At 37.4% G+C, this 25162-nt stretch carries 21 protein-coding genes; 7 read left to right on the forward strand and 14 right to left on the reverse strand.

Annotated elements, in window-relative coordinates; all coding sequences use genetic code 11:
- Positions 1–55: 55 nt before the first annotated feature.
- Together DSM106972_RS49010 and DSM106972_RS49015 are read right to left on the reverse strand one after the other, a co-directional pair.
- Positions 56–664, reverse strand: a complete 609-nt coding sequence (locus DSM106972_RS49010) for a class I SAM-dependent methyltransferase (protein WP_127087515.1) — start codon at positions 662–664, stop codon at positions 56–58.
- Positions 665–700: 36 nt separating this feature from the next.
- Positions 701–2698 carry a protein-arginine deiminase family protein gene (locus DSM106972_RS49015; RefSeq protein ID WP_127087516.1) on the reverse strand — a complete coding sequence of 666 codons (1998 nt, stop codon included), beginning with the start codon at positions 2696–2698 and terminating at the stop codon, positions 701–703.
- A gap of 574 nt (positions 2699–3272) precedes the next feature.
- Here DSM106972_RS49015 and DSM106972_RS49020 point away from each other — a divergent pair.
- Positions 3273–3497 (forward strand): hypothetical protein, encoded by a 225-nt coding sequence (locus DSM106972_RS49020; RefSeq protein WP_127087517.1) that lies wholly within the window; start codon positions 3273–3275, stop codon positions 3495–3497.
- Positions 3498–3855: 358 nt separating this feature from the next.
- Here DSM106972_RS49020 and DSM106972_RS49025 read toward each other — a convergent pair whose 3' ends face one another.
- From DSM106972_RS49025 to DSM106972_RS49050, 6 genes are all read right to left on the reverse strand, one after another.
- On the reverse strand, positions 3856–4038 hold the full coding sequence (locus tag DSM106972_RS49025) for a beta-Ig-H3/fasciclin (protein WP_127087518.1): 183 nt from the start codon (positions 4036–4038) through the stop codon (positions 3856–3858).
- Positions 4039–4082: 44 nt separating this feature from the next.
- Positions 4083–5081 (reverse strand): TIGR03885 family FMN-dependent LLM class oxidoreductase, encoded by a 999-nt coding sequence (locus DSM106972_RS49030; RefSeq protein WP_127087519.1) that lies wholly within the window; start codon positions 5079–5081, stop codon positions 4083–4085.
- A gap of 22 nt (positions 5082–5103) precedes the next feature.
- Positions 5104–5319, reverse strand: a complete 216-nt coding sequence (locus DSM106972_RS49035) for a hypothetical protein (protein ID WP_233787710.1) — start codon at positions 5317–5319, stop codon at positions 5104–5106.
- A 126-nt stretch (positions 5320–5445) separates the two neighbouring features.
- Positions 5446–7095, reverse strand: coding sequence for an FAD-dependent monooxygenase (locus DSM106972_RS49040; protein ID WP_127087520.1), 1650 nt, complete (start codon positions 7093–7095; stop codon positions 5446–5448).
- A gap of 41 nt (positions 7096–7136) precedes the next feature.
- Positions 7137–7682 carry a CAP domain-containing protein gene (locus DSM106972_RS49045; protein WP_127087521.1) on the reverse strand — a complete coding sequence of 182 codons (546 nt, stop codon included), beginning with the start codon at positions 7680–7682 and terminating at the stop codon, positions 7137–7139.
- 137 nt (positions 7683–7819) lie between these two features.
- Entirely contained in the window at positions 7820–9028 is a 1209-nt protein-coding gene (locus DSM106972_RS49050) for a PQQ-dependent sugar dehydrogenase (protein WP_127087522.1), read from the reverse strand.
- Between the two features lie 567 nt (positions 9029–9595).
- Between DSM106972_RS49050 and DSM106972_RS49055 the strand changes: the two genes are divergently transcribed.
- Genes DSM106972_RS49055 through DSM106972_RS49065 form a run of 3 tightly spaced genes read left to right on the forward strand, consistent with a single transcriptional unit; the run spans position 9596 to position 13128 of the window.
- Positions 9596–9970 carry a hypothetical protein gene (locus DSM106972_RS49055; protein ID WP_127087523.1) on the forward strand — a complete coding sequence of 125 codons (375 nt, stop codon included), beginning with the start codon at positions 9596–9598 and terminating at the stop codon, positions 9968–9970.
- A gap of 45 nt (positions 9971–10015) precedes the next feature.
- The gene (locus DSM106972_RS49060) at positions 10016–11524 is read left to right on the forward strand and encodes a TrkH family potassium uptake protein (RefSeq protein WP_233787711.1); all 1509 of its coding nucleotides are present in this window, start codon (positions 10016–10018) and stop codon (positions 11522–11524) included.
- 14 nt (positions 11525–11538) lie between these two features.
- On the forward strand, positions 11539–13128 hold the full coding sequence (locus tag DSM106972_RS49065; protein WP_127087524.1) for a hypothetical protein: 1590 nt from the start codon (positions 11539–11541) through the stop codon (positions 13126–13128).
- A 55-nt stretch (positions 13129–13183) separates the two neighbouring features.
- Here DSM106972_RS49065 and DSM106972_RS49070 read toward each other — a convergent pair whose 3' ends face one another.
- The 6 genes from DSM106972_RS49070 to DSM106972_RS49095 all read right to left on the reverse strand — a co-directional run bounded on the left by DSM106972_RS49070 (position 13184) and on the right by DSM106972_RS49095 (position 22317).
- Positions 13184–15820 (reverse strand): MGH1-like glycoside hydrolase domain-containing protein, encoded by a 2637-nt coding sequence (locus tag DSM106972_RS49070; RefSeq protein WP_127087525.1) that lies wholly within the window; start codon positions 15818–15820, stop codon positions 13184–13186.
- A 22-nt stretch (positions 15821–15842) separates the two neighbouring features.
- Complete coding sequence (locus tag DSM106972_RS49075) at positions 15843–16535, reverse strand: rhomboid family intramembrane serine protease (RefSeq protein WP_127087526.1); 693 nt, start codon at positions 16533–16535, stop codon at positions 15843–15845.
- A gap of 14 nt (positions 16536–16549) precedes the next feature.
- The gene (locus DSM106972_RS49080) at positions 16550–17914 is read right to left on the reverse strand and encodes a mechanosensitive ion channel family protein (RefSeq protein ID WP_127087527.1); all 1365 of its coding nucleotides are present in this window, start codon (positions 17912–17914) and stop codon (positions 16550–16552) included.
- A gap of 5 nt (positions 17915–17919) precedes the next feature.
- A complete protein-coding gene (locus DSM106972_RS49085; RefSeq protein WP_127087528.1) occupies positions 17920–19071 on the reverse strand; it encodes a baeRF7 domain-containing protein in 1152 nt (383 codons plus the stop codon).
- Positions 19072–19157: 86 nt separating this feature from the next.
- Entirely contained in the window at positions 19158–20006 is an 849-nt protein-coding gene (locus tag DSM106972_RS49090; protein WP_127087529.1) for a DUF2382 domain-containing protein, read from the reverse strand.
- A gap of 148 nt (positions 20007–20154) precedes the next feature.
- Positions 20155–22317 (reverse strand): amylo-alpha-1,6-glucosidase, encoded by a 2163-nt coding sequence (locus tag DSM106972_RS49095; protein WP_127087530.1) that lies wholly within the window; start codon positions 22315–22317, stop codon positions 20155–20157.
- A 352-nt stretch (positions 22318–22669) separates the two neighbouring features.
- Between DSM106972_RS49095 and DSM106972_RS49100 the strand changes: the two genes are divergently transcribed.
- Genes DSM106972_RS49100 through DSM106972_RS49110 form a run of 3 tightly spaced genes read left to right on the forward strand, consistent with a single transcriptional unit; the run spans position 22670 to position 25038 of the window.
- A complete protein-coding gene (locus DSM106972_RS49100; RefSeq protein WP_127087531.1) occupies positions 22670–22972 on the forward strand; it encodes a hypothetical protein in 303 nt (100 codons plus the stop codon).
- On the forward strand, positions 22969–23997 hold the full coding sequence (locus DSM106972_RS49105; RefSeq protein ID WP_127087532.1) for an AI-2E family transporter: 1029 nt from the start codon (positions 22969–22971) through the stop codon (positions 23995–23997). Before DSM106972_RS49100 ends, DSM106972_RS49105 begins: the two co-directional genes overlap by 4 nt.
- Positions 23998–24045: 48 nt before the next feature.
- Positions 24046–25038: a DUF389 domain-containing protein gene (locus tag DSM106972_RS49110; RefSeq protein WP_127087533.1), complete on the forward strand. Its 993-nt coding sequence runs from the start codon at positions 24046–24048 to the stop codon at positions 25036–25038.
- Positions 25039–25162 lie beyond the last annotated feature (124 nt).

Genomic DNA, 25162 nt, shown 5'->3' on the forward strand with positions numbered 1-25162 from the left:
AAGGACTCTTTTCATAATTAATTTTACTTAAACGCTAAATAAACATTCTAACATTTTAGCACGTTAAGTACGCAAGAACCACAACCCACAGATAAATTGTTCTACCATCAACTTCTTGCACTTGTTGTGGCTTCCAGTCAGCCATATCAAAGGCGTGGGATACTATGCGGGTACCTGGCCGAAGTTCTTGTAGCAGTTTTGGTCTTAGTTTTGTCATTACTTCAGGTAGTAAATAAAGTGTTACTACTGAGGCTTTACTTAAGTCTGTTTCAAACAGGTCTTGTTGGCGAAATTCCACATTATTACCTACTCCAGACCTCTGTAGATTGGCATTCGCCTCTTGAATTCGTTCGGGATTAAGGTCTATTCCAACACCACGGGCGCCATATCTTTGTGCCGCTGTAATAGGAATTCTACCATCACCACTACCAAGGTCGTAAACTAAATCATTACTATTAACTTGTGCAATTTTTAACATTGCATCAACTACAGATTGTGGTGTTGGTACATAAAGCAAATTATATTGGTCTTGTTGTGCTGTGGCATTTATAGCAGGGGTTTGAGCATCAGCTTCAAAATCACGGGCATTTATACATCCACTCACACTTAAGCTAGCAACACTAACGGTTGTTACAAGTAATATTAAAGTTCGCTGTAACTTCATAATTTTGTTCTCCATGCAAATACAATTAATTACTAATTACTTCAAAAATTTCGGTTCAATCTCCCACCATTTTTGAGGAAAAGGTTGTCTACTCGTATTAGTACCACAATGAATTTCCCCTCCTTCTCGAAAATAAGTGTCCCAATCATCTATAAAGTGGCATTCTTTACCCAAAGGTTCTAAAACTCCTTTAACATAAGCTTCAAACTGGCATTGAGCATTAGCCTTGGGTCCAAATGGTTTAGGAATAGCCAAATGTTGATTGAGAACAACCATATTTACCGTGTTTGGGAAAAAACTTTTAGCTCGCCCTTCGCCATCATCTCGAAACAATGTGGGCAATTCGATAATATCTTCTTCACCTAAATCTAATTCCTGTTTCAAAACCTCTCGATTCCAGTTAATATATTTTTGGAAGCGTTGGTTATTAAGGGCTAATTCTTCATTGTCGAGAACATCTGCCACACTAATATCAGCAGGTTTGTCATCAAGTTGTTTACCTTGCCGCAATAAAGCTTGAGAATGTCCTTCATTTCGTAAACGTTTGAGAAGCTCGTAACATTTGTCTGGACTGGCTAAAATTAACTTAAATCCTTTAGGGCTAGCGGCGCCAATAAAGTTCATAAATTCGTCTATATGCCCTACACTAAGCCAGTCAGAAAAAATTTCAAAAGGGGCTTGAATTTCTTGGGCAAAGAAAAAATCACGTAAAACTTTTAATTTTCGACGTGTCTTTTCAATAATTTCTGCGCGCGTTCCCCCAAATATTATCCGACCAAAGGAATAATTAACACCTTTCACGGTTACTGGTGGAGAAACTTCTAAATTACCAAAAGAGTCTAATTTTGTAACTTCTTCGCAGCTTTTACGAATTATATAACCAAAGTCAGTTCCCATTAAATGACGTTTGGCTAAGTGGTCTAACCCACGGTCGCGAGGCGAATCAAGAATTACGTGCATAAAGCGTCCTGGTCCCTGAGTGTAACCAATTTCAATTTCATCTCGCATCCAAGGGTCGTCTTGATGAAACTCAAAAGGAACAGGGTCTAGCTGCGCGTTGGCTTTACCCACAACTTTTCTCAGTTCTTCGATAAATTCTTCGTTACTTCCGTTAGATAAACGAGAAACGAAGACATTTATTGGAGATAAAGTATTGGGAGTCATCATCCAAGGAGCAACTCGAAAAACTACACGGTCGCTGCCAATTATTTCTCCATCTTTCATGAGATTTAAAGTAATCTCAACTATACCATTAAAATCAGCATCGGGATAACTCAATCCTTCTACAGCAAGGAGAATGTCTCGGTCAGTATCTATAATTTTTGCTTTTGTTATCTTTGCCCCTATTAACTCATCGCCATTTTTATCTAATTCATCATAAATGCGAATTCGTTTGGCAATGTCTTGGTTAACTGATAAGTAAACTTCGCATCCATCAGGCAAATTTTTTAAGCCAACTCGACGAACAATCATAAAGCTTAAATCTTTTAAATCTAGCAGTCCTTTAAGATTGTCCTGTACGTCATTATCTTGGCCATCAGAATTAACAACATCGCAATCTTTATTAACTAATAGGACTGCACCATGACCGTTAATCCCCCATTGCCAATCTTTTTTATGAGGATTATTTTCTTCAATAATTCCATCTCGGTCTGCATCCACATCTAGACAAATACGAAGACAAGTTAAGTGGAGTGTAGCTTGACTCAGTTGATGACCAGCTCCTGTGTGAAAGGTTATTTCTAAAGAACGGTCTTTTAGCCTATCGCTAAAAGTTCTTGCTATAAGGGAAATTTCTGAAACTTGTTCAACAGGAACCGGGGTTTGTAGAGAAATGAGTTGATTAGTACTAGAGTAAACTTCGACTTCTCCCCGTGTTTTGAAAGTAACAAATGTGTCAAGAGAAGGCGCCAGATTTTCTAAAGATATTTGCAATGGCTGACCAGCAACTAAAACACCCTCATAGTCCCTATTTATATCTTTATTACTTGAGTCAGGGTCATGATATGTTTGAATTTGTAAAAAACTCCTCATTTATTCTAACTCCTATATTGGATGTTGCTTAATTTATATTTATAACTTTTTATCGGATAAAGTGGTCGCAAATCATTTGCCTTAAGTGTATATTTTTTTCTCAGTGCGGGCGCCCATCGTAATTTTGAAAGATAGGTTCAATATCCTTTATGTATTTATAAGAAGAACTTACGTAATTAGTACATATAAATAGTAGTGTATGACACGTTACAAAATTTCACATAGCAATAATACTTGTAGCCTAAGCGCACCAGTTGAATGTTTTAATTCTAGTGTTGACAACAAATGTGAAAAGAAAGTGATTTCTTATGGAATTGTTTTATATTTACTTGCTCAAATCAGCCTAAGCGCAACATAGAAGTTATTGTATTAAGTAATACATAAAGACTTAACATTAAAATCTTTCTATTGAAATATGTGATGTAAAATTAAATTCTATAAAGTTAAATGTAACAATGAACGCAGTTTTGCTAGTAACGAACGGTTTAAACCTTTAAACCGTTTTTTTAACTGTTAATTGTACTTTGTAAACAATATCCATCATCAAGTGTATTGCAATCAAATTATAAATTTTATGCTAAAAACAATATCATCTGACCCAAAAAAAATTCAATTGAAAGATAAAGTTTTAATTCTCTACCCACCCTATGTCGCAGGGTTTGAGGGGATTGTACTCAGTCAAGAAAAACTATCTAACGATAGGTTTAGTAATCGCTGGCTGATTCATGTTAACTTTAACAGCTTTATGCTTTCACTGGCGCCACAAGATTTTATACTACTTAAAGATAATAATAGATAGAAAACTTAATATTAATCGCCTAAATATTAGCAAAACTGTAAGTTATCAAATCAAAATTGAACGTAGTCCAATATTTTTGGAACTATAGAGGCGACATTCATAAACGGTTTGCCTCAACTGTATAGTCGTAGATTAAAAGTTCATGTCTTGAGCATCATCTCTCTAGAGAAAGAAGGCATGAGTTGCTATTGTTAATATTCATTGTAGGCGCCTATACAAAAAAAATCTTTTTAATAGAAATAGGGGTGTAAAGACCGTAAATTTACGGTCTTTATATTCTCCTAGATATGCTTGATACTTTTAATCCAGATATGTTTTGACAATCTGAATACTAAATCATTATCAAGCAAGTCAAATTTTAACGGGGAGTAGGTGAAATTGTAGTTGTTCCTGCGGGTGGGACTGTAGTTCCTGTTCCTGCGGGTGGGACTGTTGTTCCGTCTGCTGGAGTTGTTGTTCCTGAGTCGGTAGCTGGCTGACAGGCGCCCATCAGCATATTTAAACCAAAAACAGAGGCTAGAAAAAGTAATTTTCCGTTCATAATTTACTACTAATTGAAACTAAAGTGAAACGACAAGGTAACAATTACCTGGAGGAGACTAAAGAAGCTGTTTGAAGATTATTTTCCTGAAGTGCAGGAAGAATTTTTTCTCCAAAAACTTCAATAAATCGCTGTTGCTGCTTGTTGACGTTGTGTAGAGTAATATTGTCAAAACCAAGTTCTATGTATTTTTGCAACCATTTAATATGTTGTTGCAGGTCACTTGATATATTGACAGACTCATACATATCATCTGGTTTGACAAATTGTGCTGCATAATCAAATTGTTGTGGACTGCGAAGCTCAGTTAAAACTGGGCTTTTAAAGATATTTGTGCGCCATTGTTCGTGTGCTTCTTGAAGGGCTGTTTCCTCGTCTTCAGCGTAAGAAAGCTGTACTTTCAGATACATTCGCTTACCTAAACCCCCTCCTCTACGAAAAGCATTTACCACTTCTTTTAACATCTCGTAGGGATGAGAAATGGTAATTAAGCCATCTGCCCAACTTCCTACCCACTCAGCTGTTTGAGGAGTAATTGCGGCGCCTATAATTAGAGGTGGAATTTCTGGACGAGTATAAAGTTTTGCCTCTTCTACGCGCACTAAACCGTAATGGGTCACTGTTTCCCCAGCCCAAAGCGCGCGTATTACATCTACACATTCTTTAAGACGAGCATTACGTTGTTCCTTGGAAGGCCAAAGTTCACCTGTAATATTTTCATTCAATGCTTGACCACTACCCAAAGCCACCCAGAAACGTTGAGGAAACATCGATGCCAGAGTGGCAGCAGCTTGAGCGATGATGGCAGGGTGATATCTTTGACCAGGAGCGCAAACAACACCAAAAGATAAAGGTACTGCTTGCATCGCGGCGCCTAACCAAGACCAAGCATAACCGCTTTCGCCTTGGGTTTCACTCCACGGGTGAAAATGGTCTGAGCAAGATATACCCTGAAACCCTGCCTGATAAGCCATTTGTGCGTACTTTAAAAGTTCGAGTGGCTTAAATTGTTCGTGGGAAGCATGATAACTAAACTTTGCCATAACGGCTTCTCCAATTATATTCTTAAAAATCCATACCGAATAAATCAAGAAAATAGAGAATTGCAAAACCTGTGAAGAATAGTCCCGACAGAATCATGAAGATCAATGAAAACCAACCTGGTTGCAAAGACTCAGGAAGTTGTTTTCGGTTTAAGTAAAGCGTTAAAAAGACGACAACGGGCGTATGTACTGTGGTGACAACACCACCAACAGAGAGAATTTCTACTGGGTCGCGCACTAAAAAGAAAACAATGAGTGGTATAATTCCAGCCGCTAGGTGGTTTTGGCGAGTGTGTTCTAATTGTTTGTGTTTCTTGAGGTTCTCTGAGTTGTGTCATCTTTGCTGATTCCAATGAGTTAAATATTATACTTTCAAGTGCATTATGAGTTTTGATACATCAGTTCCTTGACACCGATAACCGATGTAAAAATCTGGTCTAATTAAGTAAAGACATTCACTAAAAGCTCTGTAACGTTTATGACATCTACCTTCCGGGTCAAGCAGTATTAATTGATGCCAATCGAATATATCTGGTATCTGTGATTCCCACAGAACTATATGTATGTCCATATAAGGGTATTGTTCTTGCATTTCCCTTGCAATTTGGCTTAATTTGATATATTTTTCCTTTTTTGTATTCAAACCACCAAATAATAAAAGATTATGTTTCAAATCAGACAGTACTTTGTGTAAACGTTTTGAAGTGTCTACTGTCTGAATTAATACATCCGGCGCCCTTTCACCAGCTTTTAAACCATAACGAAAGCGTAACGAGTCGATTAAACTTGACTTTGGGGAATGTGAATTAGTCAAAGAAAAAGCTTGATTTTCACCCACGATAGGACTGTAAGTGTAATTAATATTTAACTCAGACAAAGTATTAGCAATGAATTTTTGCACGCTACCAAAGCTAGTGAAAAAACTAGCAAGATATTGACGAATTTGTTTGATAACGGGGTTGCTGAGAATAACTCCCCGTGTCGCCAACTCTGTAAATGTTAATAGCGACTTAGAAATTGGCTCGCGTTCTGCCTGGTATGAGTCGAGTAAGTTGCTTGATGCTCGATTTTGAATAACTAAAGCTAACTTCCAAGCTAAGTTATAAGCATCTTGCAAACCTGTATTCATTCCTTGACCTCCCACTGGACTATGAGAAGCGAGAGCATCACCAGCAACAAATACTCTTCCCGCGCGGCATTTATTGACTATACGTTGACGAACGCGAAAGCTGCTTATCCACTCTGGTTGATTAAAAGATGCTTGCAGGTGTATTCGCTCGTGTGATAGTTTTTCAAAAAATTTTACATCTGGGTTTTCCGGCGCCTCCGTATCTGCTGGGAAGTCTAAAATGATTCGCCAATAATTATCTTGCGGTAACGGAAAAGCTGCTAATTCCCCATTGGAGCTAAAAAAGATGTGAAATTCATTTTTATCCAACTGCCAATAAGTTTTCGCATCTGCCAAAAGAAATAAAGCTGGAATATTATTACCTTTATCAACCAAACTTGCAGCTTTGCGGACAGCACTACGGGCGCCATCACATCCTACCATCCAAGCTGCTCGACAATGTTCTTCTTCTCCATCTGGATGCCAAAGTGTTGCAGTGACACTATCATTGTCTTGTTCTAAGGCTGTAAAAGTAACAGAACGCTCGATTTTTACACCCAAACTTTCAACAAGCTGTGTCAAAATCTTTTCTGTTTCAGTTTGTGGCAAGCTCAGAACAAAGGGGAAAAAAGAATCAATATTATCTAAACCAACGTGGGCTATGCGCTTGCCATCATTATATAAATTAATTCCGTGTAACTGGCGCCCACGCTTAATCATTTCTTCGGCAACACCTAATTTATCAAAAATTTCCAAAGTTCGAGCAAAAACTGATATTGCTCTGCTTTGATCGGAGGGTTGCGGTTTTTGGTCAACTAAGCGTACATTTATACCAAACCGCCTTAACTGTGCAGCTAAAAGTAATCCTGTTGGTCCGGCGCCTACAATTAATACATCAAGCGACATAGTAAACCCTCCATAGGTTTGTTTTTGGACAACCCCCACAGCTATCGTCGTAAAAATAACTGCGTGATATAGTAAGTATTTTGAATTCGCCAAACACCTACACCTGTCTCGTTAAAAGGGGGACGCAGGATATTCGCTCTATGTCCGGGACTTTCTAGCCACCCCTCTACAGCAATACTTACAGGCTCATTTAGATTCGTTCCTCTAAAAAGGTTTTCTCCCACTAACCAATAAATAATGCCTGATGCCTCAACCCTCGAAGCAAGAGTACTCCCATCTACTCCAGTGTGGCTAAAGAAATTTTTTTCCGCCATCTGTTTGCTGTATTTGCGAGCAACTTCTGCGAGTCTTTCATTATTTTTTAGAGGTTGGAGTTTTTCTTTTTGACGAACTTGATTAATGCTTGCCCGGATAGCTGCTTCAATTTTCGTAGTATTGGCAGATTGGGCAGAGAGAGTAGTTTGCGGTTTTTCTAATGGTACTTCTACCCTAGGCAAGGGTGGTAAGTACTCAATTGCCCTCTCGCATCCCATTACTAAAAGTGTGACCGTGAAGATTGGGAACCAGATTTTTGTTAAAGTATTCATTGCTTACTTGTCACAAGTTAATGACCATTCGTTCCCATTACAACTGCATTTTTTCACTATTCCATCCCAGATGGTGCAGAACAAAAACAAACATAAATATCTTCATAGTTGGGATACGTTATAGTTTGTAAATTAATTTATTTTGCTGTGTAAGCAACCCGATATATTACCCCATTGGTATCATCCGTAAACAACAACGAACCATCCGGTGCTATTGCTAATCCTACTGGTCTACCAAATTGTGCTGTTCTGTCTTTTGTCAAAAATCCAGTTATAAAATCTTCAAATTTCACAGGTTTACCATTTTGGTAACGAATCCGCACGACTTTGTAACCCACGGGTGGATTACGGTTCCAAGAACCACGCATTGTTACAAAAACATCACCTCTATACTCTTGTGGAAATTGATTTGCTGTGTAGAATATCATCGCTAATGGTGCGCTGTGTGCTGTATAAGTTAACACTGGTGGTTGGGTTTTAGCGCAGTATTCTTCTTTACTTTTCCCCTCTGGGTTTGCGGGTAAGTATACATCAGGGCGCCTGTCACCCCAACAAAAAGGCCAGCCATAATCTCCACCTTGAACAATACGATTTAATTCTTCTGGTGGTAGGTCATTTCCTCGCCAATCTGTACCGTGGTCTAACCCCCATAGTTCCTTTGTTTGGGGATGCCAACCAAAGCCGATTGTATTTCGTAAACCTTTGGCATAAATGGTACGATTACTACCATCCGGTTGCACCTGCAGGAGGGTAGCACTTTCAGGGTTGGTTTCGTCGCAAGCGTTGCAAGTACTACCTACAGAAATATAAAGCATTTCGTCAGGACCAAAAGCCATTGTCCGGTTGGGATGTTGCCCAGCGTCAGGCAAATCAGAAATTAAAGTTTGCAGTTTTCCAAGAGAACCGTTTGCTTGCAAGTCGGCGCCGTATAAGCTGGTGTCAGTGACAAGGTAAAGACGATTTTTATTAATTGTAATACCGTTAACGTACTTTAAACCTTTGGCAACAATATCCATCGAGTCAGCCCGTCCATCTCGATTTGTGTCTCTGAGTGCAACAACATCAGCTTCTTCACGACGAGTAACGTAAATTGTACCATTAGGAGCAACAACTAAATTACGAGGATTACCTAAGCCTTTAGCAAATACATTAATTTGAAATCCAGGCGGTAGTTGCAACTGTCGCAAAAGAGATTCATTAAAATCTAGTCTTTGTGGCGTTGACAAGTAACCTTCCATTCGCTCAAGTCTTCGCTGTTCTGGTCGTTGTGCGTTGGTGGCTTGAGAAATTAATAAAGCCAGTGTACATCCAGCCAAAAAAGACTTTGATTTATTGATAAATTTCATTGTAGCATGTCTCCAACCCTGTCGTTATAAGATAGGAACATTTGGTTAATAGAACTATTTCGTTTGTTTCAAGAATCGCTTTTAGTTGCTTAGACTAATCAATTAGTAGAACTTTAGCATCTAGCTTACGGAATGTTACAACGTAACTAACATATCTAAAGTAGTATGCCTTTCGGTAGAAGTACAGCAGTAATTGTCCACACTACACAAAAAGCGCAGAAATTTGCAGGCTCGTTACAAGAATTTTTATAAACAAACTAGTTTTAAATATTAAACTTATTTCGGTAAACATCTTTGATAATAATTAAGATTAAAAAGATTATATTTTAATAAACGATTGTTACCAAAAAGTGACCGTAATCAAAATCATAGGAAATATATTCTTTAATTCTAGAAGCAATACTATTGATAGATATACAACTGATTTATTTTTGCTAAATATAAAAGTTATATATATAAAGCATGAAGTTTTAAAAGCATTTTGATAAAGCTATATTCTTAAAAATACTTTTAGCAACAATTGTTGAATGCTTGCACTTATATATTTAAAAAGTGAGGTCAGTTAATATGTTTTTGACGCTAAATCATCAGAATAAAATATTACTAGTAACTTCTAAGCAAGCAATGCGGCAAGAAGTTCAAGTTCAAGAAACATTATCAAATCAAGCAGAGCTTACTGAAACTTTAATTACACAAGGAGGAGGGATTCTTGCTTTTATTTTCTTTATGGGAGGCTTTTTATTCCTGGCATCAAAAAAATTAAAAGATGTATCAGATGACCAGTTAGATTTGTGTAAAAATTCATTACCAAACCACCGTTGTACTCAATGCCGATATTTTGCAAAAAATCATTTTATAAATTGTGCAGTACAACCTTCTATTGTTCTTACTGATGAAGCAACCAATTGTTCGGACTATTGCCCAAAAAATCAAAAACCGTAATAAAAATCTCTCTGCTCGTCGCTTATACAGTTTGTATTTATACAAGTGAAAACAAAAGCTCAACAAATTAATCCTCATATTCATTCTATCCTACATGATGTTGGCTTATTACTCCATGTACCAGGTGTAATGGCAGTTGCTTCTTTGCCTATTTGCCTATGGTTTAGAGAATATTATGTAGTCTGGGGATTTTTGATAACTGCGATTTCTTCTTTACTTATTGGTCAGTTGTTATATCGCAATTTTCAAGTAAAGGGGGAAACTCAGTTACGTCACGCGATGATAATTGCTGCTTTGAGTTGGGCTATAATTCCATTTTTAGGCGCCATTCCATTTTGGGTTACTGCTTCTTTTTTTGCTAATGCCCAAACACCTGTAACTATACGGGAATTCCAAGATTTCTGGAATGCTCTATTTGAAGCTGTTTCTGGATTTACCAGCGCTGGATTAACTGTAACGCTGAATGAAAGCAGACTACCGCACAGTTTACAGTGGTGGCGTTCGTTCATGCAATGGATTGGTGGAGTTGGAGTAATTGTACTAGTTCTCTCTGTGTCTGAACCAAATACTGATGCTTACCAACTTTACAGTGCAGAGGGTCGCTCGAAACGTATTGCCGCAACTGTTAGCGCTACAGTACGCAGAATTTGGTGGATTTATTTGCTTTACACCGGATTCAGTATTTTGTTATTTCGCATCACTGGAATGCCTTGGTGGGATGCTATTAATCATGGGTTAACAGGTATTTCTACAGGTGGATTTAGTATACAAGATGATAGTATTGCTAGTTATAATTCAGCGGTTCAGCTTGCTGTAATTGTAGTAATGACTTTAGGCGCCATTAGCTTTCCTATTCATTACCAATTTATTACGCAAAAACGTTTATCAGCATTATGGCAAGATTCTCAACATAAAGCATTATGGCTGTTACTAGCTCTTGGTTCTTTTGTGCTATTATTTGAGAACCGTTGGTTTTTTGGTTCATTTATTTGGATAGATAGTTTATTTCAATGGGTTTCTGCTTTGGGAACCTGTGGATTTGAAACAGCCGATTTAGGAAATTGGAGTTCGAGCGCAAAGCTATTATTAAGTTTGGGAATGGTAGTAGGTGGCGCCGCTGGTTCCACTGTTGGGGGGATAAAGCTAAATCGTTTGGTATCCTTTGGCAAAGCAGTTGTATGGCATTTACAAAAAGTAGTACTGCAACCAAATCAATCTATGTATTATCGGGTAGAAGGGGAAATTGTGACGGAAGCGGAAGCTAGTCGTACAGTTGAAGCTGCTACTGTTTTAATAGTACTTTGGTTAAGTGGAATTACTTTAGGGGTAGTAGTTTTACTGCATGTGGCGCCGGGATATAGTTTAATAGATGTAATTTTTGAAGCAGCTTCTGCTTTAGGTAGTGTGGGTTTATCTGTAGGAATTACTCATCCTGACTTGCATTGGTTGGGTAAACTTACTTTAATCTTACTAATGTGGATAGGAAGATTAGAAATTGTTCCAGTTGTAGTTTTATTTTTGTCGTTATTTAAATTGCACCGACTAAAATTTTAAACTTAGGTAAATCAATGAATAAATTACAAGATTATGAAAGTAAGCTATTAGGTGCTGGTAGGTCTGGACGAGTATTTTTAGTAAATCATCAAGAAACTTTAATAGCAAGGAAAATATTTTATTCAGACACTATTGCTAGTCTAATTCATTACTTTTTCTTTGGTTCTCCCAATCCTTATGTATGGAATGAAGACGCTATAAAATGCGCTTTTTATCGTCGTCAAATTTTAAGCGCATTAATACAGTATTGGTATAATGGTAATTTAAGAGTTGCAGAGGCAAAAATTACTTCTTGGAATCAAGAATTTAAAGCTTATCAAATGGATACAGAGTTTATTGAAGGTAGACATGTAGCTCTACAACAACCCTGTAACCAAGACCGAATTCGTGAATTACCAGCTTTAATTCATGGTGTGATGCGACCTTTACAAAAGAAATTAATTGAAGCTGGTTTTGACGGGTTAGTTTGGCAAGTAGGAAAAGGAACACCTACAGCTTTAAATAATTTTTTATTAGCCAGTGACTCTAGCAAACCTGTTTTTGTTTGGATAGATTTAGAATCAGGTGTACCAGCTTTATTTCCAATGAATCCCCTAGCGCTATTTTCGTTTTATATACCCACCTCAATTAAATATGGGCGGGCATTATTTGATGATGTAGATAATATTAAATTAAAGCAGTATGTAAATAAGTATAGTTTTCAGTTAGAGGAAAATTTAGGTAGCAAGCAGTATTATGAAATTTTAAATAAGATTGACCAATTGCACTATCATCAAGAAAAATGGAAAAATTTAAGGAGGATTGATTGTAGTATTCAATACCAACTTAAAAAAGGATTGATTAACGAGCAGGAAGCTAGATGGTTTTTAGCTCATCCTTTATTTTGGTATAGAAAAGAAGTTTCTAGTTTACTAGGAAAGATGTTAAGGAAGCTATTTATTCAATTGCCTATAGCAATAATTAATAAGATTATTAAGATTGATTATATACAATTCCTTCAAAGATTTCGGAAATTTATATTTTTTCAGCGCTATAGATTACAGTTAGCAAGAAATCATATAGCAACAAGAATTCAATACTGGCAAGATAGAAAGCAATTAAACGAAGAAGAAGCTGAGATTTTACGCCAATCTTTAAAAAGGGAGGAAAGCAGTGCTTATTTAAACGATTTTGCTGTTCATATAGGTATCAAGTTATTCATAAAAACTCTTGAATACTTACTTGTACCAATACTTTACGTAGTTGGTTTAATTGATGAATTTGTTTTTATTACTTGGCTTATTATTGGGGGTCCAGTTTATCGGCAAACTTATACAATTTTTAGAATTATACAAGCAATTATTAACAAACAGGAAATTCCTTGGGTTGCCTTTTTAGTTGGATTTCTCCCTACTATAGGTACTCTTGCTTATCCCTGTCAGATTGTTTATTCGTCTTCGGGTAAGAATAGAAAGATTGCTCAATTTATTATATATGATTTCTTCACTATGATTGGTGCAAAAATTCCTGCTTGGGGTGGAGAAGATACACAAACAGAACATTTTTTCAACCGTATTGGCGCCGCTATTGCTCGTATAAGAGTACAGAAAAACCTAACCCCCTAACTCCCTTCGCTTTGAGGATACTGCTGGTCATTCAGGGGTAGGACTCCTCGTTATCTCACACGCCCCCCTGATGCCAGTAATCATGAATTAAATTTGCGACTAATCCTGTCCAACCTGTTTGATGATTAGCTCCTAATCCGGCGCCGTTATCACCATGAAAATACTCGTAGAACAAAATTAAATCACGCCAGTGAGGATTGCCTTGAAATTCTTTGTGACCTCCATGAACAGGACGATTACCTGCTTGATTGCGGATGAAAATACTCATCAATCTGTGAGATAGTTCGGTTGCTACTTCTGCTAAGTTTATAAGCTGTCCAGAACCTGTAGGACATTCAACTTTGAAATCATCACCAAAATAATCATAGAATTTTTGTAGAGATTCAATAATTAAAAAGTTCATTGGGAACCAAACTGGACCACGCCAGTTAGAATTACCACCAAACATTCCATTTGTTGATTCTGCGGGTTCATAATTAACGCTATGCTGCTGCCCATCAACATCAAAATTATAGGGGTTATCAGCATGAAATTTAGAAACTGAGCGAACACCATGAGGACTCAAAAACTCAGTTTCATCGAGCATTTTTTGTAGAATAGCTTTAAGCTTGTTTGGATTCACAATAGCTAATAGTCTTCTCGCTCCGCTTCCTTGCACTTCTAAAGAAGCTATATTTTCTTGCAATTTAGGACGGTTTTTGATAAACCATTCAAATCGTTTATTAAAACTCGGAAAACTCTTTAATACATCATCTTCTAGAATTCCCACTGCGAACAAAGGAACTAATCCAACCATCGAGCGAACTTTTAAATGATGACGTTCATTATGCGGTGAGTGCAGTACATCATAGAAAAATTTGTCTTCATCATCCCACAGATGGATATTAGTCTCACCAATATGATTCATTGCATCAGCAATGTAAAGGAAATGTTCAAAGAACTTACTTGCAATATCTTCATAAGTGGGATTAAATTTTGCTAGTTCAAGGGCAATGACCAGCATATTCAAACTATACATGCCCATCCAGCTTGTACCATCAGATTGTTCTAAATATCCACCTGTCGGCAGTTCAGAGCTTCGGTCAAAAATGCCGATGTTATCTAAACCTAAAAATCCTCCCTGGAAAACATTATCCCCATTATTATCCTTTCGATTGACCCACCAAGTAAAATTGAGCAATAATTTTTGAAAAACTCGTTCAAGGAAATCAGTGTCACCACGACCATAAAATTCTTTTTCAATCTGATAAACTCGCCAAGTTCCCCAAGCATGAACGGGTGGGTTGACATCACTAAAATGCCATTCATAAGCGGGAATTTGTCCGTTAGGATGCATGTACCATTCTCGTGTAAACCGATCCATTTGTCGTTTAGCAAAATCAGGGTCAATCATTGCCAGAGGAACGACATGAAAGGCTAAATCCCAAGCAGCATACCAAGGAAACTCCCATTTATCAGGCATGGAAATTACATCATCATTATAAAGATGTATCCATTCTTTATTACGAGCATTATATCTTTGTGGAGTTGGTTGATTAGAATCACCTTCTAACCAATCTTCTACAACATAATGGTAGTATTGCTTTGTCCACAACAACCCGGCAAAAGCTTGACGTTGTACATTTCTAACATCTTCAGGTAAATTCTGCCCAGAAATACGTTGGTAAAACTCATCAGCTTCTTGTTTGCGGGTATGGAAAGTATTCTCAAAATCGGCGCCAAAAGGTTCTGTTAAATCTTTATTCTCAGCTAACCGTAAATAAATAGTCCTAGTTTCTCCTGCATCTAGTGTTATTTCGTAGTGTGCAGCAACTTTTGTGCCCGTTTTATTTTTATTTACCGCTTTTTCATCTCCATTAACTATATAGTTATTAATTCCATCTTTGACATAGGGACTTTGATTTGCAGTGCCGAACAAACGCTCGTAATTAGTTTCATTCTCGGTAAATAATAACTCTTTAGAGTCTTGACAAAAGAGCCATCTTTCTCCCAAGCTAGAATGAAAAGCCTTAACGAAACCCGAAGCATCAAGCGCTAAAGTTGGCTTTTCACTATTTTCTCCCCAACTCCAAGTATTGCGAAACCATAAAGTGGGTAAAACATGTAGTGTCTTGCGCTCATTACCTCTATTGACTACACAAATTTTAATAAGAATATCTTCGGGTGACGCTTTAGCATATTCAACGAATACATCAAAATATCTATCGCTATCGAAAATACCTGTGTCTACTAATTCATACTCTGGGTCACGATATCCCCGTCGCTGGTTCTCTTCTACTATTTCTCTATACGGAAAGGCTTTATGGGGATATTTGTATAGATATTTCATATAAGCATGGGAAGGAGTATTGTCAAGATAAAAATAATATTCCTTAACATCTTCACCATGATTACCTTCTGGACCACTTAATCCAAATATTCTTTCTTTCAATATAGGGTCTTCCCCATTCCATAAAGCTACAGCAAAACATAAACGCTGATGATTATCAGAAATACCAGCGATACCATCTTCTCCCCAACGGTAAGCGCGCGAACGAGCATGGTCGTGGGGAAAATAATCCCAAGCGCTACCCGAAGCACTGTAATCTTCGCGTACTGTTCCCCATTGTCGTTCGCTTAAGTAAGGTCCCCACCGGCGCCAGTATGCTTGACGATTACGGTCTTCTTGTAATCTTTTTTCTTCTGCGCTCATCTTTTTTACTCCTTGTTATATTTCACGGATGCTTATTGTATAAACCGAATAGAGGAGCAAGAAGGGCGCCAAAAACAAACCCTCCTGCGTGTGCCCAATATGCTATGCCACCGCTTTCCATACCAATGTTACTGCGAACTTGTAAGCTAGCTACACTGTAAAAAGCTTGCTGGAAAAACCAAAATCCTAGAAACAAGAATGCAGGAAGTCGCACTGTAGTTATAAAAAATCCTAAAGGAACTAAAGTCAAAATTTGCGCGCGTGGAAATCTGAGGATATATGCTCCTAAAACTCCTGCAATTGCACCACTGGCGCCTAAAGCTGGAATTGTAGAATTTTGTGAAAAGAACCATTGGCTTAATGCAGCCAAAACACCACAAGTTAAATAAAAAATTAAATATTTAACATGCCCTAAACGGTCTTCAATATTATTACCGAAAATAGCTAAAAATAACATATTTCCGCCAAGGTGTAAAAAACCACCATGTAAAAATTGGGAAGTTATTAAAGTCAGCCACTCTGGAATTATTTGATTGCCAACAGGGCAAGTTCCAGAAAGTTGGCAGGGTACTAACGCTGCTACGCGAACAAAACTTTGTAATTGTTGTGGTGTTAAGCTTACTTGATAGATAAATATAAGAATATTAATGATAATCAATGCATAATTAACGTATGGGGTTATTGTTGTTGGGTTATTGTCTCGTAGTGGAACCACGGCTTATTTTCCTTTTAATTAATTTTGTGATTTTGCTCTTCATAATTAACGCGATGATTGTCATTAAATGGCGTTATACCTCGTAACCTTACAGTGTAAATATCTGTTGGCATATCAACTCCCGCTTGCATTAATGCTTCTTTGATTGCTTGTGCTACCAAAGAAGTCATTTCTAAAAATGGCAAGCGTCGAGAATTAATCCAAAATCGAACTTCAATATTTACGGTACTTGCCGCAAGTTCGCGCACTAATATATCTGGTTTCGGGTCTGCTTCTACTCCTTCGACTGCTAAAACAGCTTCATTAATTATTTCTTTTGCTCTCGTAATATCCGATTCGTAGCCAATCCCCACTGTCAGAGTGTTACGACGAGTTGTACAGGCAGTATTATTGGTAATAGTAGCACTAAAAACTTCTTGATTAGGAATATAAACTACACGTCCATCATAAGTTTTTAATGTTGTTGCGCGTAATTGAATTTGAGTTACCGTACCTTCAAATTCTTTAATAATAATTTGGTCGCCTAACCTAAAAGGGCGAGATGCAAGTAAAATAATTCCAGAGAAGTAATTACTCAAAACATCTCGCAAACTAAAACCAATAGCTACACTTGTTAATCCTAAAGTTCCGACCAAAGTCGCAAAGTCAAGTCCCAAAACTCCCAAAGCAACAACTGAACCAATTACCCAAACACCACCATACATTAACCGACTCACCAGAATTTTAGAATTTCGGTCTACTTCCCATTGCCTTGAACCAAATAAGGTTAGACGACGAACACTTGCTGCAATTATCCAAGTTGCACCTAATGCTAAAGTGGCGCCTAAAAAAGATGGTAGGTTGTCAATAGTATCCCGTTGGAACTGACGCACGGTAGTATATAATCTTTGTCCAACATCTATAGCTAACGGTGGTTGTTCAAATGCTTGATTAAGTTCTTGTGCCCACTGTTGTGCTAAAGTTTCGACTGGTTCATTAAAATCTTGCGCGTCCTGTTGGGTAACAGTTAATAAAACCCGATTGCCTACTTGTAACGTCGCAATACCTCGTGATTGGTCGGGTACAGTAGTAACATTTCTGTTAGCTTGAGGTTGCGCCAAAATACCCGCTATACGACGGTTGACTATTTGTGCGCGTTGGCTAGCATTTACCGAACCAACACTACCAATTTGAAAGACGGGCTGTCCTCTAACAATAATATCAGCGAAAAACAGCCCATCTGTTGCAGTTTCAGTTTCTTCTGGTTGAGGAGTAGTTGGAGTGATAGGAATTTGTTGTGTTAGTGCTTTTTCTGGCGATATTAATAGCACACTGGTGATAGTAACTATAAATGTGGTTATAACGAGCTTGCGTTTACCACGACCCAAGACATGGTTCATAGCTGTTAATAACGCAAAACTGCTGCTAATTGAGCATTCCCTGGTACTTGTTCTGGCGCCACAGCATACACTGTACCACCATTAAGAATAGTATGTAATGCAGCTAAATCCATCAAATCTTCGTCACCAGGTTCTTGTTCTGAGTGTATCTCCACATTGCTTGTCTCAGAATTAAACATTCCCCACTTCTGGTTTCCTACTGGTACAAATAAAGACTCTATTCGTTGATAGTAAGCTGCGGGCACAACTTCTTGAATGCTGCTAGCTGTTTTACCGGTTCCTAAATTTGCTTTATAGTAAGCGACTGCTTCATCTTGGGCGCTTTCAAAGTAAGGTTGAACAACTTGCCAAGCTTGTGCATGTAATTCTTCTGCTTTCATTTGGTCAGGATTTCCTGTAACACCTTCATCAAGTAAATTAGGATAAGAATTTGCTTGCTTATAAATAGGTAAAAGATAGTCAACACCTGCAAGAACTAAAGGACATGCATGACCTTTTAGCAACTCTTGTAATCCTTTATCGACCAAGCGGAAGTATCGAAGAATATTTTCTTTTTCATCATCATTACCTGCTCCATGTCCATGAAAGATTGCCGCACGGCTTCCACTCCCACCTTGAGGTGTACCAGTATGGAACTGTAAACTTTTTTCTGGATCATCATATTCTAAAGCTTCAGCCATACTAGTGGGTACATCTTCTAATTCTATTTCGTTAATACTATAACGAGTACCCAAGAACAAACGAACTAAATTTTGACTTAGTGCCAAAATGTAGAACTGACCATCACCTGTAAGTAAAGACATTAAAGGCTTGAGATGAAAGCGGTCGGTAACTACGACTAACTCTTGAAAATCAACAGGTACAATGTAGTAACTAAAAAAATGTTTTGAGATAAAAATCGCTAATCCATCACTTTGGTGCTGCCAAAAATCGTATTCATCTAGTTCTTGGACAGGAAGTAATAAATCTCTGGCATCTTGCGGTCGCATTCCATTTGCAATTAATTTCTCCTCAGCTTCGCGCATTAGATTTTTAAAGCGAATAGGATTTTGTAGCGTTTCCGTACTCATTTTAAAAGTCGGCATATAAATAGAAATGCAATCTGTGTTTTCTTGCGCTGTTAAAGTTGCTAATTCTTCAATTGAAAATAATTTCATAATTACCTCGTTCAAATTGTACATTGTAGAGACGCGAGGAACCGGAGCGTCTCTGCGATTCATCGCATCCCGCGTAGATATAATTTTTACCTTTCCACAACAGGGCGCCCTTGAGTATCGATATCCAATTCTTCGCGACGGATTTGTTCAGTAGCTTCGACGGTATTACTTTCGACAACTTTTTTAACTCGTACTTCTTCTTTGACAACAGCTTGTTTTTGAATATCTGCCTTTTCTTCGTAGATATCCATACGAGCTACTTCACCAGAACGAAAAGCATCATTTGGCACCCCCGCTGGTTTTGTACTCGTGGGAGAGCTACGCTCAATAACTACTCTTTCTTTTTCCACAGGAACGGCAACGCGAACATTTTCAGTTTCAACATGCTTACCAATCGAAACTTCTCCAGCTTTTTGACGTTGCTTGTTAGCAATCAATCTTTCTTCATACAACTTCAAACTTTGACCATCACTTGTACTATCAGTTTCTGGTATATCGTATAAAGAAGAGTCTTGCTCATAGTTATAAGTCGCGCGGTCGTAAGCAGCAGGTTGAGTTAGACCAGAAGTAGCAACAGAACCGCGATAAACACCACGTACTTGCTCCTCGTAGTCATAATCAATTTCTTCGAGTTCATCGTAATTTGGCAAATTTTCCACTTGCTCTTTAGTTAGTCCTTTGGCATAAACTCGTTTGTCGCTGTAATGAATATCTGCACGACCTACAGGTAGTAAAACCTTTTTGCCAAAAATCCAAAAACCTGTATCTACAACTAAATAGCGAAAGCGTCCGTTTGTTTGATCGACTAAAATATCGTGAATTGTACCGACTTTTTCATTTCTTTCGGTATAAACGTCGAAATTATCGATATTATCAACATCAGAGCGACTATCTATATGGTCGTAGTAATAGTCTGTAATCTTGACAAGTGCCATTTTTGTCTCCTTATTTAATTCGCTAATTTCATATTAAAAAATGAATGTGAGCGAAAAGTGACCTCCCATTTCATATTCCATACTTCATAAATCTTCAAATTATGCTTCTATACTTTTGTTAAATATCACAACGTACCGCATAAATTTATTACCTAGGGCGCCAAGCTTGCTGTTTAACTTCAACATTACCTTCTACTACTGTGGCATCCCATTTTGTAGAGTCTCCATCACGCCAAAACCGTAAATCAACCGAAGCGTTACCAACTTCCACTCGTCGCAATGTTAACTCTGGTAAGCAATCAGGTAAATATGGGTCTATATATAAACAGTGATTCGGCGCCGATGCTCGTAAACCTAACATTGCCTGTAATATTTGAAACACAGACGCTGCTGCCCATGCTTGAGGTACGTTTGCCTCTAAATAAGGCGCCGGAAAACTTCCAGGTTCGCGTTGAACTCCAGCGTAAAGTTCTGGCAAACGATAATTGCTAAAAAAGCTACCTGCTTCAAAAATTCCCAGAGCAACATCAGCGACTTCTTTAGAAAATCCGTAGCGTTTTAATCCTAAAGCAATAATACTATTGTCATGAGGCCAAACTGAACCAAGGTGATAAGAAAAAGGATTATATGCTGGGTTTTGAGTCGATAAAGTCCGAATACCCCAACCAGACCACATATCTGGTGCAAATAAACGCTCTTTTACTTGTTGCGCGCGTTCGGGTCGAATAATACCGCTCCATAAACAATGACCAACATTCGAGGTTATTGTTTTAACTGGCTGTTTATCTTTATCTAGGGTAAAAGCATAAAAACCAATATCTTCACACCAAAAACGTTCTTCAAAACGTTCGCGTAGTTTTGCAGCTTTTATATATAACTCGCGAGAAAATTCGCTTTCCCCTAACACCTCAAATACTTCTGCCATTCGTATCCAAGCATCAAAAACGTATCCTTGTAACTCGCATAATGCTTTCGGTGCTTGTACCTGGGCGCCATCTGGGTAAACAATAGCGTTACCAGAATCTTTCCAACCTTGGTTTTCAATACCATAACGTGAATTATTACGTACTTGGTATTCTTGAAAACCATCACCGTCTAAGTCACCATATTTATCAATCCATTCTAGGCAACGCAAAGCCACATCACGCTGTTCTTGTAGAAGTGAAATATCTCCTATCCATTTCCAAGCTTCGTGTAGCAAAATTAAATATAAAGGTGTCGCATCAGCACTACCATAATAGGGAGAATGAGGAATTTGTCCCAAACGCGCTAATTCTCCAGTGCGAATTTCGTGTAAAATCTTTCCTGGTTGAGCATCACGCCAGTCATCTAACTCAGTAGCTTGTAATTGACCGAGTTTCTTTAAAGTGCCAACTGCAAAGCCAGCATGAGTTATCATATTTTGCAAGCTGACTATCAAGCTATCTCTCCCAAAAACCGTTACAAACTTCGGAACACCAGCAGCAGGTATCCAAACATCAGGCGCCAAGTCATAATCATACAATCGTAAGGCGCCGATATCTTCGACAGATTGGCGATAAAGTAAGTTCAAATGTTCGTTAGTACAACTAAGTTCTGCCACGCTATCAACCCATTGACAATGCAGCCTTTCAATTTCTGTATTGATGACGCTTTCATCTACTGTTTGCTTATAAGAAAAATCGATAGTTGATAGCACACGGTCATTATCAATTAAAATGTAATTACAGTCAGCGTGCCAACTTTCTCCTGGTTGGAGTTGAATTGGAAAAGATAGGCGCCCGTTAGCTGAGTGTGGTATGCATGTGCTATTTTGTACCTGATATATTAAGCAACGGTAAAAATCATCGTTTTTATAGCTAGTAGCCAATTCTTTTTTTTCAGCATTCCAACTAGTTTCAATATGTCCTCGTCGTACAAACTGCTTTGTTTCCACTTCAAATATATCAGCAAAATCTGAACGCATGGCAATTTCTAGATTAAAACTAACTGTTTCTAGTCCATAATTAGTTACATCTAGTTCCTCGTGAATACCTTCTTCAACTGTTCTACTAATAATAAGCGATATCGAACCTTTGGGAACCGTACCATTTCTGCCATAAAATTCCGGGTTAGTAAGATAAATTCGTGCAGCATAATAAGTTGTTGTCGTAGAACTCAAACGGATCCACGGATGACCATCAATATAGCAAGCATAGTGACTTAAGTAACGAGTATCCTCAGAGAAAATACCCTGATGACCATTGTAGTCAATTTGTCCATTTAAATCAGTCACCATAAAAGTGCTGCCGTGATTAATAGTTAATAATGGAGAACCAACACTGATTCGCATATTCTTTTCCTAGTAAAATTTTGAATTTGTAACTTTAAATTTTGATATTTATTTCAATGTCTATGATTGTTAGACAATTCATACAGTTAATTTAGAAAGTAAATGTGACTAGAAAGTGATATGCTCAGACAATAGAATAATGAGCTACGAATGTCTATATACTGGAGAAAGAAAAATTAAGCTTAAAAAATTAAATATTTTACTTCTCAAGCAGGATGAATGCAGCTTTGATAATCTAGTAAGTTATCAAAACAGTACAGTAGATACCAGTCTGAAAGGATTAGCATTTACTGTCACATTTAATTCATATTTATAAACAATCATAGAAATTTAAGTAGTGCCTATGTATTATATGAATACTAAAAAAACTCGCATACTATTACAAGAATGGTTCAAAATTACTTTATTCGCATTTTTATTCCTAAGCGTAATCACTGTATTAATGCTTGTACTGTTTACAATTATAAGAGTACCGACTTTTACAATCGGTAGTAATATTTTTTGGCTGTTACGATGGCATTATGAACCAGGTATAAAATTTGCAATACAGTTTAATCCTATATCTTTATTTATTATTGCAGCTATTATTGGCTTTATTGGACTTTGGCTAAGAGCAAACAAGCTTACAGAATATAGAAGGAGTCAAAGACGATGAAACTTGGGCAATGGATGGGATTATTTTCGCTTATCGCTTCACTTTATATACTCTGGCAAATTCGCGAGTTACTATTATTATTTTTTACTGCTGTAGTCCTAGCAGTAGCTATTAATCAGCTGGTTCGGCGCCTAACTCAGTTTGGTATAAAGCGTATATGGGCAGTATGGTTAAGTTTACTTATAGTAATAACACTGTTTACAGGTGTTTTATTTTTGATTTTACCCCAATTTGTCCGCCAGTTTCGTGAATTATTATTGCTTTTACCAACAGGAGCAAACCAAATTCAACAAAGTCTCAATTGGTTAGAGCAGCGACTAAATGGATGGGACATAGAAATTCCTGATATAGATGTGTTACTTCGGCAAATTCAGCCTTTAGCCACTAATTTTATAACACAAGCTTACACTTTATTTTCAACTTCAATTACCGTATTTTTACAGTTTTTATTAGTAATAATTTTGACAATCATGTTACTAATTAATCCTCAACCGTATCGCAAAGGTTTTGTAAGGTTTTTTCCTGGGTTTTATCGCTCACGGGTTGAAGAAATTTTATCAAAGTGTGCAGAAGGTTTGGGAAGTTGGACAATTGGAGCTTTGATTGAAATGTTGTTTATTGGGCTTCTGAGTGGAATTGGTTTATTGGTTCTAGGAGTTCCATTAGTACTTGCTCATGCCGTTTTAGCTGGGTTACTCAATTTTATTCCTAATATTGGTCCAACTTTGAGTGCTGTTTTACCTATGACAGTTGCTTTTCTTGATGAGCCTTGGAAAGCAGTTGCTGTGTTAATATTATATATTATTATTCAGAATATTGAAAGTTACTGGCTAACACCGACAGTTATGGCAAAGCAGGTAGCTTTATTACCAGCGGTCACTTTAACTTCGCAGCTTTTCTTTACCACTTTTTTTGGAGCTTTAGGATTATTGATGGCATTACCTCTCACAGTAGTTGTTAAAACATGGATAGATGAAAGTTTATTTAAGGATATTCTTGACAGATGGCAACAGGCGCCTTCATAAATAATTTATTATTATAACTACTATATAATATTTTTATTGGAGGATAATTTGGAAAATAATCTTAGGCAACGCTTCCGTAATTTTAGGAGCAAACAACTTCAAAAAGTTGAACCTCAACAAATACAAAATGAACTGCAAGAAGAATCAACTTTAGATTTATCTTACCTAGCTTTAATTGTTGCCTCGTGCGCCATTGCGACTTTCGGTTTACTATCTAACAGTGCCGCTGTCATTATCGGCGCCATGATTATTGCTCCTTTAATGTTACCAATCCGTGGGTTTGCATTTGGTGCCTTACAAGGAAATATTGCCTTATTTCGTCAGGCTTTAGTTTCTTTGTGTATAGGTATTTTGCTAGCAATTATAATTTCTTACTGTTTGGGAAAGCTTGTAGGTCTTCCTACTTATGGTAGTGAAATATTAGCACGTTCTAGCCCTAATTTATTAGATTTAGGGATTGCTGTAGCAGCAGGTGCTATTAGCGGATACGCAAAACTTGAGCCGAAAATTTCAGGTAGCTTGGCAGGTACAGCTATTGCTGTTGCTTTAATGCCTCCAATATGTGTAGTAGGTTTAGGATTAGCACAGTTAAAGTGGTCGTTAAGTTTAGGAGCAACACTGCTTTTTTTAACTAACTTGCTAGGTATCGCTTTGTCGTGTATGTTGACATTTTTGCTAGCAGGTTACATATCAATGAAACGGGCACAAAAACCTCTTCTTTGGACTGTAGCTTTAACTACAATTTTGTTAATTCCTTTAGGTGTAAGTTTTACTCGATTAATTAGACAGGCACAATTAGAAGCTAGTGTACGACGAGCATTATTAAATAAAACTGTAACTTTTCAGAGATTACAACTACTTAATAGCGAAACTAACTGGTTAACAAATCCACCAGTAATCCGCTTAAGTGTGCGAGCGAAAGAACCTGTAACTCCTAGACAAGTAGAATTACTAGAAGAATTTATTGTCAAACAGATGGGACAGCCTTTTATTTTAGTTTTTGAAGTTGGTCAAATTGAAGAAGTAAGAAGTCCTAATTAACTAGCTTTTTGATTGACAACCTTACAAAATTAATGACATGGAGTACTAGTGTTCCATGTCATTAGTTTTGGGGTGTAGGATAAACCCTTTTGAGCTTAATTCTAGCGTCCTCTTTTCGGAAGCG

It is taken from the genome of Dulcicalothrix desertica PCC 7102, from assembly GCF_003991905.1.
Taxonomy (GTDB): domain Bacteria; phylum Cyanobacteriota; class Cyanobacteriia; order Cyanobacteriales; family Nostocaceae; genus Dulcicalothrix; species Dulcicalothrix desertica.